The organism is Alicyclobacillus kakegawensis NBRC 103104 (assembly GCF_001552655.1).
Classification (GTDB): Bacteria; Bacillota; Bacilli; order Alicyclobacillales; family Alicyclobacillaceae; genus Alicyclobacillus_G; species Alicyclobacillus_G kakegawensis.
On the sequence record NZ_BCRP01000008.1, the window covers coordinates 99461 to 115335 of the forward strand.

The 15875-nt window shown below is 58.0% G+C and carries 13 protein-coding genes; 10 read left to right on the top strand and 3 right to left on the bottom strand.

The features are described 5' to 3' along the window. Positions 1-15: 15 nt before the first annotated feature. The 3 genes from gabT to AK2_RS08465 are packed head-to-tail and all read left to right on the top strand — an operon-like array spanning position 16 to position 3592. Positions 16-1353, top strand: coding sequence for a 4-aminobutyrate--2-oxoglutarate transaminase (gabT, locus tag AK2_RS08455; RefSeq protein ID WP_067933322.1), 1338 nt, complete (start codon positions 16-18; stop codon positions 1351-1353). A gap of 16 nt (positions 1354-1369) precedes the next feature. Further along, a complete protein-coding gene (locus AK2_RS08460) occupies positions 1370-2716 on the top strand; it encodes an APC family permease (protein ID WP_067933323.1) in 1347 nt (448 codons plus the stop codon). Positions 2717-2743: 27 nt separating this feature from the next. After that, positions 2744-3592 carry a carbon-nitrogen hydrolase family protein gene (locus AK2_RS08465; RefSeq protein WP_067933325.1) on the top strand — a complete coding sequence of 283 codons (849 nt, stop codon included), beginning with the start codon at positions 2744-2746 and terminating at the stop codon, positions 3590-3592. A 102-nt stretch (positions 3593-3694) separates the two neighbouring features. Here AK2_RS08465 and AK2_RS08470 read toward each other — a convergent pair whose 3' ends face one another. The 3 genes from AK2_RS08470 to ppdK form a co-directional block, all read right to left on the bottom strand. After that, positions 3695-4948, bottom strand: a complete 1254-nt coding sequence (locus AK2_RS08470; protein WP_067933326.1) for an MFS transporter — start codon at positions 4946-4948, stop codon at positions 3695-3697. A 100-nt stretch (positions 4949-5048) separates the two neighbouring features. Next, positions 5049-5603, bottom strand: a complete 555-nt coding sequence (locus AK2_RS08475; RefSeq protein WP_067933328.1) for a shikimate kinase — start codon at positions 5601-5603, stop codon at positions 5049-5051. A gap of 171 nt (positions 5604-5774) precedes the next feature. Then, positions 5775-8432, bottom strand: a complete 2658-nt coding sequence (gene ppdK, locus AK2_RS08480; protein ID WP_067933330.1) for a pyruvate, phosphate dikinase — start codon at positions 8430-8432, stop codon at positions 5775-5777. Positions 8433-8961: 529 nt separating this feature from the next. Here ppdK and AK2_RS08485 point away from each other — a divergent pair. The 7 genes from AK2_RS08485 to AK2_RS08515 all read left to right on the top strand — a co-directional run bounded on the left by AK2_RS08485 (position 8962) and on the right by AK2_RS08515 (position 15848). Next, entirely contained in the window at positions 8962-9360 is a 399-nt protein-coding gene (locus AK2_RS08485) for a RidA family protein (protein ID WP_067933333.1), read from the top strand. Positions 9361-9398: 38 nt separating this feature from the next. Beyond that, on the top strand, positions 9399-10361 hold the full coding sequence (locus tag AK2_RS08490) for a DODA-type extradiol aromatic ring-opening family dioxygenase (RefSeq protein WP_067933338.1): 963 nt from the start codon (positions 9399-9401) through the stop codon (positions 10359-10361). A 49-nt stretch (positions 10362-10410) separates the two neighbouring features. Beyond that, the gene (locus tag AK2_RS08495; RefSeq protein WP_067933340.1) at positions 10411-11241 is read left to right on the top strand and encodes an alpha/beta fold hydrolase; all 831 of its coding nucleotides are present in this window, start codon (positions 10411-10413) and stop codon (positions 11239-11241) included. A gap of 59 nt (positions 11242-11300) precedes the next feature. Then, complete coding sequence (locus AK2_RS17290; RefSeq protein WP_067933342.1) at positions 11301-12020, top strand: PIG-L deacetylase family protein; 720 nt, start codon at positions 11301-11303, stop codon at positions 12018-12020. After that, on the top strand, positions 12017-12694 hold the full coding sequence (locus tag AK2_RS08505; protein WP_067933344.1) for a 4-carboxy-4-hydroxy-2-oxoadipate aldolase/oxaloacetate decarboxylase: 678 nt from the start codon (positions 12017-12019) through the stop codon (positions 12692-12694). The genes AK2_RS17290 and AK2_RS08505 overlap by 4 nt, the downstream gene beginning before the upstream one ends. A gap of 417 nt (positions 12695-13111) precedes the next feature. Further along, positions 13112-14371: an MFS transporter gene (locus AK2_RS08510; protein WP_067933346.1), complete on the top strand. Its 1260-nt coding sequence runs from the start codon at positions 13112-13114 to the stop codon at positions 14369-14371. 139 nt (positions 14372-14510) lie between these two features. Then, positions 14511-15848, top strand: coding sequence for an aromatic ring-hydroxylating oxygenase subunit alpha (locus AK2_RS08515; protein ID WP_067933348.1), 1338 nt, complete (start codon positions 14511-14513; stop codon positions 15846-15848). Positions 15849-15875: the final 27 nt, after the last annotated feature.

The window sequence follows — 15875 nt, forward strand, 5'->3', positions numbered from 1 at the left end:
TAGGAGGAATGCATCGTGAGTGTATCCGGATCAACCCCTGTCAAGACCGACGCCCCTGCCGAGGCCTCGTACCGTCGCTACATCCCCAACGGCGTGAGCGTGCAGAACCCGGTTTGCATCGTCCGCGGTGAGGGCGCCCGCATGTGGGATGACGCTGGCAATGAGTACTTGGATTTCGCCGGAGGCATTGGCTGCCTGAACATTGGCAGCGCGCACCCGGAGGTCGTGCGGGTGGTGCAGGAGCAGGCTGCCAAACTGTTTCACACGTGCGTGCATGTGACCCTCAACCAACCTTACCTGGATCTGGCCAAGAAGCTGTGCGAAATCACTCCGATTGCCGGGCCGAAGAAAGCGCTGTTGCTCAACAGCGGCGCCGAGGCCGTGGAGAATGCGGTCAAGGTGGCCCGCAGCTACACCGGCCGGTCGGCCGTCATTGCGTTTGAACAGGCGTTCCACGGACGCACCAACCTCACCTTGGCGCTGACGAGCAAGGTGCACCCGTACAAAGCTGGCTTTGGTCCGTTTGTTCCGGAAGTCTATCGCTTGCCCTATCCCAATCCGTACCGCCGTCCGGAGGGGCAGAGCGAGCAGGAGTTTGTCGACGAGAGTGTGGCTATGGTCAAACGCGCTTTTGACATGTACGTCGACGCCAACAATGTCGCGGCGGTCATTCTCGAGCCTGTGCAGGGCGAGGGCGGGTTTATCGTTCCGCCGGCCGCTTTCCTGTACGAGCTGCGCCGCTTGTGCCGTGAGCATGGCATCGTCTTCATCGTCGACGAGGTGCAGACCGGATTTGCCCGCACGGGCCGGCTGTTTGCCACGGAGCACTATCCCGGGCTCAATCCGGACGTCATCACGATGGCCAAGTCGATGGGCGCGGGACTGCCCATCTCCGCCGTCGTAGGTCGCGCGGAGATCCTCGATTCGACAGAGGTCGGCGGCCTCGGCGGGACGTATGGCGGCAATCCAGTGGCAGCTGCGGCTGCGCTCAAGGTGATTGAAATCATGGAGCGCGACGACTTGCCCGCACGGGCTCGCAGGATTGGCGAAATCAGCATGGCCCGCCTGCGGGAGCTGCAGAGGGAAGTTCCGTACATCGGCGAGGTGCGCGGACAAGGCGCCATGGTCGCTGTCGAGTTTGTCCGTGGAGCCGACAAGGCCCCTTATCCAGAACTGGTGGCGGAGATCTCGCGCCGCTGTTTGGAGGAGCGGTTGCTGACCATCAAGGCGGGGGTTTACAACAACGTCATTCGCATGTTGAGTCCGCTTGTCATCCAGGACGACGAGCTTGTGGACGGACTTGACCGCCTAAAGCGAGCCATTCTCGGCGCGGTCCAGGCGCTGCATGGCTAAAGGAGGAGATGCCTAGATGGAGCACGGGTTGCGGCGCACGCTGACCCTCTATCCACTGGTGTTATTCGGATTGGCCTACATGGCCCCTATGATTGTTTTCGGCACCTTCGGCGTCATGGACCAGACCACGCACGGGTTGGCGGTCACGGCCTATATCATCGCCTCGATTGCCATGCTGTTTACCGCATACAGCTACGGGCGAATGGCGAGGGCGTATCCGGTTTCTGGATCTGCGTACACGTACGTGCGGAGGACCATGGGTTCACACCTGGGTTTTATCATCGGCTGGGTAACCCTGCTGGATTACTTCTTCCTGCCGATGGTCATCTGGTTAATTGGTGGTGTCTATTTGAACGCCGTGCTGCCCGGCGTTCCGACGTGGGTTTGGATTGTGTTGTTCATACTCGTCACGACCCTCATCAATGTGGTCGGCATCCGCGTCAGCACCAACGTCAACCTGCTTTTGATGATGTTCCAGTTTTTGGTGATTGCGATTTTTCTGGCCCTCAGCATCCGGGATGTTGCGCACGGCATGGGAGCGGGGCGCCTTCTGTCGGCGCAGCCTTTCGTGAATCCAGACGTCCCGTTTGGCTTCGTCATGGCGGGCGCCAGCATTGCCTGCTATTCATTTCTCGGTTTCGATGCCGTCACCACCATGACTGAGGAGACGATCCGTCCGGAGCGCACGGTGCCGCGCGCCATCATGCTGATTGTCCTGATAGGCGGAGTGATTTTCATCGCCGCGACGTACTTTACGCAGCTGGTGTACCCGGATTACACCCACTTCGCGAACGCCGACGCGGGGGCGGTCGAGATTGCCCGGCAGATTGGCGGCAACCTGTTCACGGCCGTGTTCACGGCGGGGCTCATCATCGCGCAGCTTTCCTCCGGCATTTCCGCCCAGGCCAGCGCCGCCCGCTTGCTGTACGCGATGGGCCGCGACAAGGTGTTGCCGCGCCGCTTCTTCGGCCGCATTCATCCGCGCTTTCGCACGCCGGATCTGAACATTTTATTGGTTGGGATTTTTGGTTTGCTAGCGCTGTTTTTCAGCGTCGAAACGTCGACCTCGTTCATCAATTTTGGCGCTTTCACGGCGTTCGCATTCGTCAACTTGGCGGTGATAGTTCACTACTATGTCCAGCAGCGTTTGCGCGGCGGATGGGGCGTTGTCCTGTACGGGTTGCTACCGCTGGTTGGCTTTGGCTTCGACGCCTGGTTGTGGCTGAATCTGGATCGCAACGCGATGATTTTGGGCGTCATTTGGCTGGGCGTGGGGCTGATTTATCTCACGGTGTTGACGCGCGGGTTCCGCATGGCGCCGCCGGAGATACGATTGGATGATTTGACCGCCATGGACGGTTGAGACGAGCAGGCACAAGGGGGGATTGGAGTGCGGGTGGCTCTGATACAGGCAACACCGGTGCCCGGCCGGCCGGCTGACAATCTGGCTGCGCTGCGCCGCTGGGTTCACGAGGCCGGGTGCGACGGACTCGGTGCGGACTGGGTGGTATTCCCGGAGTTATACGTGACCGGGTATGTACCCGAATTGTGGCCAGGCCGCCCCAGCCCGGATGACGTGCAGGACTGGCTGGACCAGGTGCGCCGGGCGGCTGGCGAGGCCGGCGTATGGGTGGTGGTGGGCCACCCGTCGTATCACGCTGACAACTTGGATTGGCCGACGGCCGACGTGGGCGGTCAACCCATCCGCTCCCAGCCGTCTCTGTACAACGCGGTCTCCATCGTTAACGGACAAGGTGTCGTCGCCACGTATGCCAAGGTGCACCTGTTCGGAGAGGAGCCGGCCACGTTTGCCGCCGGGCTCACGATGCCGGTGTGGGATACGCCCTGGGGGCGCGTTGGGCTGCTTGTATGCTACGACCTGGAATTTCCCGAGGCAGCGCGAATCCTCGGGCTGCAACGGACCAATTTCATCATCTGTCCCAGCAACAACATGCACCCCTACAGCGATTTCCATCGCGTATTCGCGACCGCGCGGGCTATGGAGAACAACCTGTTTGTGATTTACAGCAATCGCCTCGGCGAAGAGCGTGGTATCCATTTTTGCGGCGGATCAGGCGTGGTTGATCCCCTCGGCCGCTGGCTCGTTGACGCGCGGTCCGAAGAAGGGGTGTTTATAGCCGATATCGAGGTGCGCCAGTGCGGGGAGCTGGATGCAGCGCTAAATTACCGGGCGCACCGGCGGCCGCATCTGTACGGACTATTAACGTCGTCCCATTAGGAATTGACGCTCCGGCCCAAGCGCCGCATGCCGAATGTGAACGGAGTCAAAAGTGGCCCCGGGCTGTCGACGAGACTCGGTCAAGCCTGGGGCCGCTCGGTGTCAGCGCAACTCGGTCCCTTTCGATTCTCCCCACAAGAGCACCAGGATGACCATCACGGCCGAGGCGATGGCCACCGCGTACGTCATTGCGTGCCCCAGGCCGCCGACATCGGGAGCGATAGACGAGACCGCCAGCGGGACGAGGGCGCCGCCGACCGCGGCGCCGAAGTGATAGGTTGTGCCTTGGCCGGTCGACCGGATTGTCGTCCGGAAATGTTCGGCCAGGTAGGTCGGAATGGCCGCCCACACGCCTCCGATGGAAAACAGTCCAATCAGGAAAGTAAACACGTTTCGTTCCCAATCGGTCGCGATGGACTGAAAGACAAAAGAGCAGGCGATGGTGCCGAGCGAGGACAGGATAATGGTCCAGCGTCGACCAATCAGGTCTGATACATATCCACCCGCGAGGTTGCCCACAATGCCGGCGACATTCAGGATAATAATGGTATCCGCCACCACCTCAGGACTGAAATGGCCCCCTGTCTTGAGCAGAGTTGCGTAGAATACGTTGATAGGGAACGTGATGGCGAATGCCACCAGGGCGACGAGGGCGGCGTGCACGGTGCTCCAAGTCTGCCCTCCGGAAAACAGATGGGAAACCGGCACCGCGCGTACGCTGCTGTCCCTGCGTTCTGCCTGCCAACGCGACGATTCGGGCAGTTGCGCCCATATGTAGATGGCGACCAGGAGGGCCGGGATGCAGGCGATCCAAAATATCGCGTGCCACCCGAGATCACCATACCAAACCCGGTAGATGACGGCGGCGAAAATGTAACCGAATGAGAATCCGGATTGCATGATCCCCGAGGCGAATCCGCGCCATTTGGCCGGCATCATCTCCATCAACATCGGCGTGCCGTTGGCGTACATGGCGCCCATGCCAATGCCGTATAGGATGCGAACGATGTACAGGATGGTAAAGCCCAGCGAAAATCCGGTCAAGAATTCGAACACACTGAACCACACGATGGAGAGGACCAAGCTGACCTTTCGTCCCCAGGCGTCTCCCATCAGCCCCCCCAACAATCCGCCACCCAGACGGGCGAAGGTCGTGGCAGAGGAAACACCGGCGGCCAAGGTCAACGCGACGCCGTAGTCCTTCATGATGTCGGTGAGGACAAAGGTCAGAATCGAAAAGTCCATGGCGTCAAACGCCCACGCCAGACCGATGGACACAAGCGCTTTCATGCTGGCGCCGCGCGTGCGTGGTGACGAGGGGACGGGGGCTAGCGACGCGTGGCTTGAGCTGGACATGCTATCGACCTCCCTGGGGAATCCAAACATTCGGCGAGCCATTTGGTTGTATCTATGCGCAGCTATATGAGACTAAGTGGAGACCATGGAGAAAGAGGCGCTAGGATGCCTGGGTGAGCATTTGTTCGCAGATCAGTTCTAGGAGCAGGTCCACCGCCTGCTCTGCCGTGGGATAATCCAATTTCAGGCATGTGTGATAGGCTTGGTAGGCAGCACGGCGGCGCTGAAACAATCGGTGAATCTCCTCCATCTCAAGCTTCTGCAGCAACGGCCGCGAGTCGACAACAAGGTGATACCGCTCGTTGACCCAGAACCGCCAGTCTATGTCGAGGTACACGACGATGCACTTGCGCAGGCAGGCCGAACGGATGTCCTCTTGGAGAAACGCTCCACCGCCCAGGGAGAGAACGCTACGCGACGCCTCGCAATGGCGGAACACCAAATCGCGTTCACGAGCGCGAAAAGCCGCTTCTCCGTGCGTCTTGAAGATGTCGGGGATGCTCATGCCGAAATCTTGTTCAATCTTCTCGTCCACATCGACAAATGTGCGTCCCAATCGGTGCGCGACCTCGCGGCCAAGGGTCGTCTTGCCGGCCCCCATGAAGCCGGTGAAGACAATCGTCTTGTCGATGGCCGCCAGTTTGCCGCTGCTCACTTTTCACACCCGCCTCGTCTGGACGCCCTGGGCTGCGCATACCATCGGTAGTCGTCATAAAAATTGTATATGTGTACGGCCGAAGGTGTCAATGACAGGCATCAGCGCCCGGCAGCAACCGCCGCCGAGCGCCTTTGAGCATCGATGGGGATACACAGGCCGCTGCACACTTTACGCAAGTGCGGCCTGGGCGGCGGCCAGTCGGGCCACCGGCACACGGAACGGGGAGCAGCTGACATAGTCCAGGTCCGCGGCGTGGCAGAAGCGGATGGAGGACGGATCGCCCCCGTGTTCCCCGCACACACCGGTCTTCAGGTCGGCTCTGGTGCGTCGTCCGCGTTCAACTCCCATCGCGATCAACTGCCCGACGCCTTCGTCATCCAGGACGGCGAACGGATTGTGGGGGAGGATACCCTCGTCCACGTACTGGTGCAGGAATTTGCCCTCGGCATCGTCGCGGCTGAAGCCAAACGTGGTCTGCGTCAGGTCGTTGGTCCCGAAGGAGAAAAATTCCGCCTCTTCGGCGATCCGGTCTGCGGTCAGAGCGGCGCGCGGCACCTCGATCATCGTTCCGACGCTGACCGGCATCTCCACGCCCGTCTCCGCCTGTACCGCCCGCGCGGTATCCACCACCAGGCGCTTGAGGCGGCGCAGTTCCTCCACGTGGCCGACCAGCGGGATCATCACCTCCGGGCGCGGCCGCAGTCCCTCCTGTGTCAGTCGAGCCGCTGCCTGATAGATGGCGCGCACCTGCATTTCGTACACCTCCGGGAAGGTGATGCCGAGCCGACAGCCGCGATGGCCGAGCATCGGGTTGAGTTCGTGCAGGGCGCGCACCTGGGCCAGCATGCGCTCGACTTCAGCCAATTCCTTCTCCAACTCCGCCAACTCCTGCTTGTCAGCCGTCTCGCGCCGCGTGCGCAGGGCGGCCTGGCGGGCTACGAGTTGCTCCAGGTTGGGGAGGAACTCGTGCAGGGGCGGATCGAGCAGACGAATGGTGACCGGCAGCCCGTCCATCGCTCTGAGGATGCCGTAGAAATCCTCCTCCTGCATGGGCAGCAGCTCAAGCAGCGCGCGCTGCCGCTCTTCCTTGGTGGATGCGAGAATCATCGCCTGCACCACCGGCACCCGCTCTGGATGCATGAACATGTGCTCGGTGCGACACAGCCCAATCCCCTCTGCCCCCAATTCGCGGGCTCGCAGCGCATCCTCCGGGGTATCGGCGTTGGCGCGTACGCCCAATCGGCGCGTTTCGTCCGCCCAGGCCAACAATTTTTGGAAATGGGATGAGAGCTTGGGGGCGACGCGCGGCACTTCGCCCATCAGCACCCGGCCGCTGGCGCCGTCGATGCTCAACACGTCGCCTTCGGCCAGAACGCGGCCGTCCACTTCCAGCGTCCGCTGGCGCTCGTTCACACGCAGCGCGTCGCAGCCGCATACGCACGGCTTGCCCATGCCCCGGGCGACCACGGCCGCATGGCTGGTCATGCCGCCGCGGCTGGTCAGAATGCCTTGTGCGGCCAGTATCCCGTGGATGTCTTCAGGGGTGGTCTCGCTGCGCACGAGGATGACTTTTTCGCCGCGGTGCGCCCATGCCTCGGCATCATCTGCCGTGAAGACAATGCGTCCGCTCGCGACTCCGGGCGACGCAGGCAGACCCTTGGCCAGGTCGGTGACGGGTGCGGACGGATCCATCCGTGTATGCAGAAGCTGGCCGAGCGTGGCCGCAGGAATGCGGCTGAGCGCGGTCCGGCGGTCTATCCGCCCTTCCTCCGCGAGGTCGACGGCTATGCGGACCGCCGCCTCGGGCGTGCGCTTGGCCGAGCGGGTCTGCAACAGATACAGGCGCCCGCGCTCCACTGTAAACTCAATGTCCTGCACATCCTGAAAGTGCGCCTCCAACTGGTTGCAAACGTTGAGGAACTGGTCGAAGACGGCCGGCATTTGTTCAGCCAAGCGGTGAATCGGCTGTGGCGTGCGGATGCCGGCGACAACATCCTCGCCCTGGGCGTTGATCAGGTATTCGCCAAATACGCCCGGCTCGCCGGTGGATGGGTTGCGTGTAAACGCGACGCCGGTGCCAGAGTCGTCGCCCATGTTGCCGAACACCATGCTCTGCACGTTGACCGCGGTGCCCAGGGTGTCGGGGATCCCGTTTATCTTTCGATACACCTTCGCGCGCTCGTTGTCCCACGAGGCGTACACAGCGCAGATGGCCAGGCGCAGCTGTTGGCGGGGATGCAGCGGAAAGGGCTGGCCTGTTTCACGTTCGACGACGTTCAGGTAGGATTGGACCAACTCGGCCAACGCCTGCTCGTCGAGGTCTTGGTCTGTCTGCACCCGTGCCCGTCTCCGGGCAGCTTCCAGTTGCTGTTCAAACCGATGGTTGGGGACACCGAGCACCACGTCGGCAAACATCTGGATGAAGCGGCGGTACGAGTCGAAGGCAAACCGCCGGTTCTGGGTACGCCGGGCCAAGCCTTCCACTGTCTCCGGATTGAGGCCCAGGTTGAGAATGGTATCCATCATCCCCGGCATGGAGATGGGCGCACCCGACCGGACGGAAACCAGGAGTGGGTTGTCCGCCCCTCCAAACGTCTTGCCGGTGCGCTGCTCAAGCCACGCAATCGCCTCCTCGACTTCACGAAACGCGGCCTCTGGCAGGTCGTGGCGCTCTCGATAAATCGGGCACAACTCGGTGGTCAAGGTGAACCCCGGCGGCACTGGGAGTCCGGCCTGGGTCATTTCCATCAGGTTGGCACCTTTGCCGCCCAAAATCATTTTGTTGGGACGAACGGGATCGTCGAATCGATACACCCATTTGCTCATGGAAGGCCCCCCAGATCAGGATTGGACATGAAAGGCAAATTAACAGGGCTGAATCTGAAATAAGTATATCATATATAAACGAAATGTGTGATACTTAAATCTGAAACAGGACAAATGGGTGATTCAGAATCGAACTCACTGGCGTTGGTGATGCGGCTGGGGTTCGGCAAAAGGGGAGTCCGCATTCCAGCTCCGGCCTACGTCGTCATTGCTATCTTTCCATCTTCGCCAGAAAAAAACCCAATTTTGTTGGTCGGGGTCAGCTGTTGTGCACTGTTGACAGACGCCCCATATAGATTATAATCAAGATTGTTAACAATTTTGATTTGAGCCCAATGCAACGTCTTGGGAAAACTCGTTGGCGCTCTTGTAATCGCTATCATAGGATCTGAGAGTCGTTGCTTCAATCAACCAAGTTTCTACCTTGCGAGAAAGGGGGGCGTGGATGGAACGAAGACGTTGAACAGGGCTGTACGGAGTAGCCAACGAAGGAAAGGACATCTTGATTTCCGTGGGAGGCGAGGGGACGATGGGTCGTCGACAGAGTATAGAAATTCCAGGCGTGAATCATGGGAGTACACCGATTCCCCAGGGCGCTAAGCTCGACGGAATCGTCTTTTCGTCAGCGATTTCAGGAGCTGACCCCGAAACCGGGAAAATTCCGGAAGATCCTGAAAGACAGGTTCAACTCGCGTTTGCGAACGTGCGACGGTTTATGGAGATTTGCGGTGGGACCACAGAGGACATCGGGCGCGTCACCGTATATCTGGCAGAGGAACGTTATCGTGACTTGGTGAACGTGGAGTGGGTCAAGATGTTCCCAGATGCCAGCAACCGGCCAGCGCGTCATTCCATTGTGAGTCAGCTGCGGGGTGGCGCGGTAGTACAATTGGAACTTATAGCCGTCTTGAATTCAGATGAGCGGTAACTTTTGGAGGAAAAAGAATCAGGAAGGTTGATTCCTATATGGCAGAGATTGTGCTTGGGATTGGTTCGTCCCATAGTCCACAGGTCAGCAGCCCGTCGGACATATGGCCATTGCACGTTGAGCGGGACAAGATCTATCTGGGTCCGGAATTCCAAGAGCGGGAACGAGAAATCGCGTCCACCATCCAAGATCAGCTGAAGCCGGAGGTATGGCAAAGGAAGTATGAAGCCTGTCAGGCGGCCATCGCCCGTCTTAACGATGCCATTGCGGAAGCCAATCCAGACATATTGGTGGTCGTCGGCGATGATCAGGAGGAGTTATTCTGGGACGACTCAAAACCGGCATTTGCGCTGTTTTGGGGAACAGAATTGAAAGATTTGCCGCACCCCTTGGAAGAATTGCATCCATCGCTCAGACCCGTGATTTGGGCTTGGCATACGACAGATGAAATCGACTATTACCCGGTTCAGGATGACCTGGCCAAGTACATCATCTCCGAGATGATGTGGGAAGGGTTTGATGTGTCCCAAAGCAAGACGCAGCATGAAGGTCGATCCTTGGGCCACGCCTTCACGTTTGTCAAGAGGCGCCTTATGCCCAAAAAGGATATCCCTATGGTGCCCGTCTTTGTCAACTGTTTCTTCCAACCCAACCAGCCCACGCCGGCTCGGTGTTACGAATTCGGCCAGGCCTTGCGCAGAGTGATTGAATCCTGGCAATCGGATAAACGAGTGGCCATCATTGGGTCCGGCGGGTTGAGCCACTTCAAGGTCGATGAGCGATTGGATGAGCTTGTGATTCGGGGGCTCAAGAACAAGGACCCGGATATCTTAAAGTCGATTCCTCGAGACAAGTTGGAGGGCGCGTCCGGTGAAATTCTGAATTGGATTGTGGCCGCCGGTGCCTTGGAACACTTGAACATTGATTACTTGGAATACGTGTCTGGATACCGTTCGCCTGCGGGAACTGGTGTTGGCATGACCTTTGCCATATGGAGATAACCGCTTGGCATTACATCATGTGCACAGCGGAGTGTGGGAGGCAGCCTGCGTGAGTGCAGTCGATGTGGAGGAGCGAACCGTAAGACTGAGCCATGGGCACACGCATTATCTGGAGGCGGGTGACGGAGCGCCGGTCATTCTACTCCATGGGGTTGGATTTTGGCAAGGCGGCGATTATTGGCTGCCGAACATCCGCTGCCTGGGGACCAAGTACCGGGTCTATGCTCCAGACTTCGTCGGATGGGGCGACGGGGACAGGTTGGACATTGAGTATTCATTTGCATACCTGGTCGATTTTGTCCGAGAATTCCAAGATGCATTGGGGCTCTCATCCGCCCACATCGTCGGGCACTCCATGGGCGGGTGGGTCGCGGCGCTCTTGGCCTACGAAAGCCCCAATCGCGTTCGTACACTGACGTTGGTGGACAGTGGAGGCATGGCGGAGCGCACGCTCTCGACCATGACTGCGTTCAGACCGCCCGAGTTTGAGGATATTTTCAATCACGTGTTGAAAACGACGACCTTGCGGGGCTCCGATGCCAGAAATCTGGCGCAGCGTTGGTACGACAGGACTCACTTGCCAGGGGCGTTGGAGGCTTATCAAAAGATATTAAATCACATGAATCACCCCACGAATCGGGCGCGATACGGACTTCGTCGCCGCTTGCCGCACATCGGGTGCCCGGCTCTCATTGTCTGGGGAGCGGATGATGACATCAATGATCTGGAGTTGGGGAAAGATCTGCATTCACTGCTTTCCCATTCAGAATTCACCATATTGCCGGGTGGGCATTTCATCCCGAGTGAGACCCCGGACGAATTTAATCGGCGTGTCATGGAGTTCTTAGACAAGCATGCGGCTGAGGGCAGAAGCGCCTAACGGGAAAATTTTGTCGGTTGGCTGTATACAATTCGCATCATTGAGGAGAGATACGCACAATGTCGCAAGCGAAGGAGACCATCACTGTCGTCAGTGCTCACTCAGCGGATTTCGTATGGCGCGCCGGTGGGGCCATTGCACTCTACCACGATAGGGGCTATCAGGTGCGTGTCCTGTGTTTGTCTTTTGGCGAACGAGGGGAGTCGGCCCGCCTTTGGAAACTGGGAAAATCATTGGAAGAGATTAAGGCTATCCGCAGACGCGAGGCTGAACGAGCGGCGGAAATCCTTGGAGCGGACATTCGCTTCTTTGACGCGGGCGACTACCCGCTGGATGTGACGAATGAACTTCGCGATGCCATTGTTCAAGAATTTCGGGAACACCGTCCAAAATTCATACTCACCCATTCCTTGCAGGACCCCTACAATGTCGATCACGTTCGCACCACGCAACTCGTTCTGGAAAGCCGCATACTTGCCCAAGCGCACGGATACCCGTCGGAATTCGGCGTCATTGGTGCTCCGCCAGTCTTTTTGTATGAGCCTCATCAAACGGAGCAGTGCAACTTCAGGGTGGATGTCCTGCTGGACATTACTTCTGTCTTTGAGCGCAAACGGAAGGCCATGGAATGTATGGAGGCCCAGGAGCACCTGTGGGAGTACTATACGGACGTGGCGAAACGCCGGGGTGTACAGGCGGGGCGCAACTCCGGAGGCACAATCAAGTACGGGGAGGCTTACCAGCGGGTATATCCGTACGTGGGAGGCGAGTTTGTGTGAGCCACCAAATTGTGCGGAACATCGAACGCGCGGACCCCAAAGCGATGCAGGCCCTGAAGGAATTTGGCACCGCCACGCTGCATGAAGCCATGGGACGAAGCGGACTCATGAAACCTTATCTGCGTCCCATTTACGATACGGCGCGGGTTTGTGGAACCGCGGTCACCGTCTCCTGTCACCCGGGAGACAACCTGATGATACACGCGGCGATTGAGGTATGCCGGCCTGGGGATGTGCTCGTGGTCACAGTGACTTCAGATTCCACAGACGGCATGTTCGGTGAATTGCTGGCTGTGTCGGCCCGAGCCCATGGGGTTCAGGGACTTGTGATTGAAGCCGGTGTACGCGACACCGCCGAATTGACCGAGATGCAATTTCCGGTCTGGGCAAGAGCCGTTTCAGCGCAAGGGACCGTAAAATCAAGTCCCGGATCTGTGAATGTTCCCGTTGTTTGCGCCGGAGTGATTGTGCACCCAGGAGATGGCATCGTGGGTGACAGGGATGGTGTGGTTGTCGTGCCCAAGCAACAGGTTAGCGATGTGATTCGGGCGGCAGACGCCCGCAGACGTCGCGAGGACCAGACTCGGAGGCGGTTGGCTCAGGGGGAACTGGGATTGGATATCTATGGACTACGAGAAAAGCTGAACTCGTTGGGAGTCCGATACCAAGACTGATATCGAGTCGCCCGTAAAAAGTTCCGTCGCGTTCCACACAAAGGAACACGGTGGTTCCTATTTGAGGAATGCGAAGAATAGTCTATGGAGCAGAGCCAAAAGAGAAGGGGTGGTTCGGCTTATCGTGTGGGTCGAATCGTCTGTGTCGTCGTGGCGGGAGATTTGAACGATTTTGGGTCATCCATATTCCGACAAGGTCGTGCGGCCGCATGCCTTGTCGGCTTGACGGATGACCCTGCCGGGCTTGTGAAGCCGTGGTTTCCTGGCAGTCTTTGAAAGCGCTATCTAGAGCTTGGTGCTGGTCTCTCTTTCGGAATTATGGGTCATGGTCGTACTTCTAGACTAGTGAGAACAGCCCCCTGCCGACCCTTGGTTGGACAGGAGTTCCAGCAGAACAACCTTCACGGAGGGATGGCCATGCAACAAAGGTCTCGTTTGTGGACATACGAAAACGCCATCATTGTAATGATGTTCTTTGCGTTCGGATTGGTGTTCATGGATCGACAGAGCATCACGTATTTGTCTCCATTTTTGATTCCAGATTTACACCTGAACAACGCGCAAGTGGGAATGTTCGCATCTGCGCTGTCCGTTGGCTGGGGCATATCCGCTTGGGCCGTGGCCAGTTTCTCGGATTTTTCCGGAAACAGAAAGAGAATCTTGATCTTTTTCATCGTGTTGTTCGCCATCGCCTCGGTCCTTTCGGGTGTGGTCGGTTCTTTCCTGGCCATGTTTCTGGTGCGCGGATTGATGGGGCTGTCTGAAGGACCGGTGTTTCCCATAGCAGCGGTGGCCGTGAAATCGGCTTCACAACCGGGGCGTCAAGGATTCAACATCGGGTTCACCCAGAGCGCCTCAGGGCTGATTGGCATGACGATTGCACCCTTGGTTGTTGTCGCGTTAGCCAACGCCTTTGGCTGGCGGTATGCATTCTACTTATTGGGAGTTCCAGCGCTCGTGCTCGCCATCATTGTCGCAAAGTTTATGCGGGAACCCCAGCTGAGCCCCCAGGAAGGCGCCTCGGAGAGAAAACTGACCTGGGCGGACTATAAGGTGATCTTCCAAACCCGAAACACCTGGCTGTGCGTCATATGTTCCATAGGGTTCATCACCTGGCTCATCACGTTCACGACGTTTGCGCCCATATTGATGACGGAGGTAGACAAAATCACAGCGACCCAGATGAGCTGGGCCATGAGCGCCTTTGGCTTCGGGTCCTGGGTTTGGGGCTTCTGTGTTCCTTTAATTTCTGATTTTCTCGGCAGGAAGCCTTCCATGATTGCGTCAGGCCTGATAGCGACCTTGGCCCCTCTGGCATTGCTGGTGATTCATTCCGGCGTTGGCGTCTTGATTGTGGTGTTGTTCGTGTTGGCCATCGGCCAAGGTTACGCCGCTGTATGCATGTCGGTCATACCCAGTGAGTCCGTGCCGCCGGCGTTCTCGGCTTCCGCCATTTCCATCATGATGATGATTGGAGAGATCTTTGGGGGAACCACCGTGCCGACTCTGGCCGGTATAGCCGCTGACCACTACGGTTTGTCCGCGCCCATGTTCATTGCGGCACTCGGCTCTTTCGTGGTCTTCGTGGTTTCCTTCTGGCTGCGGGAAACGGCTCCAAGAAAGGTGGGCCTCATCAAACCGGAGACGACGCAGGTTGCTGGCCAGTACACATCTTGATCTCCGGGGCGTGCGGGCGCTTCGGCTGCAACTACGAAGAGGAACAGTTGGCTTGACTTGATGGGATTGTTTCGACACCTGTGGTCTATGGGTTCGTGTTGAGGATGGAGTTCGTGGCATGGAAGGAGGATTCTTTACCATGGCATATACGACTGTCGACGCAACGGCACTGAAGGACATTAAGGAGAAAATCCACACGGGCGTTTTGCCGCAGTGGGTATTCTCCAATCAGCAGATCTATGAACTGGAGCTGGAGAAGATCTACGCCAGAACATGGAATTTCATTGGACATGAATCCGAGATCCGCAATCCGGGAGACTTTGTCACACGCTGGATAGTCCACGATCCCGTTCTTCTGTTGCGGGACCAGGATGGTCAGATCCGAGCGTATCTGAATTCCTGTACACACCGCGGCGCTCAATTGTGTGTTGCGGATTGCGGCAACAAGAAAACGTTCACGTGTCCCTATCATGGCTGGACTTTCAACCAAAGAGGGGAATTGATTGGCATTATTGCCGGCAACAAAGTGTACGGGGAGGAACTGGATCGCAGCCAGTGGGCGCTGCGAAGGATACCTCGAGTGGAGACGTATCAGGGCATGATTTTTGCGTCGCTCAATCCTGACGTGGAACCGCTCGACGAGTTTTTGGGAGGAATGAAATGGTATTTCGACATTATGCTTGGACGTACCACAAATGGGCTGGAAGTCCGGGGAGTTCCACACCGCTGGCTGATTCGGACCAACTGGAAAATTAGCGCTGACAACTTTGGCGGCGATCCGTACCATGTCGCGATGAGCCACCGCTCTACTGTCGAACTCGGCATCAGCCCTCAGGATCCCATGTATGCCAGCTACGGATACCAAATCGTATTGGAAAATGGACACGGCATCAACATCTGTACGACCAAAGACGGCACCACAAGCCGCCCCTATCAGGGACTGCCCGAAGAACTGTGGCCGGAATTCGAGAAGAACCTGACTGCCGAACAACGAGACATCCTGTATCGTGCCGTTGTGTTCGTGGGAAATTGTTTCCCCAACTTGTCCTTTGTCAGCCCTATGCATGGGACAGGAGGCCCTGACGAACCGTTGACCAGCTTCGTCAATTTCCGAACCTGGCGGCCCTTGGCTCCCGATCTCATTGAAGTGTGTTCATGGTGCATGGTGGATAAGGACGCGTCGGAGGAGTTCAAAGAGGCCTCATACAGGAGCTATGTGGGTTCCTTTGGTCCGGGAGGAACCCTTGAGCAGGACGATGGGGAAATTTGGACGCGTGTGGAAGATGCCAGCAAGGGGTTCATGGTTCAAAGCAAGGACGTTCACTACAACAATGTACTCAACTACCTCATGGGCATGGGGAGAGTAGAGCCGATCGAACAATGGCGTGCACCGGGTACAGCGTATCCCACATGTTGGCTGGACGCCATTTCTCGCTCCTTCTACGAGCACTGGGTGGACCAATTGCTGAGCGAATGAATTGAAGGACAAGTGAGGGAGGGGCTC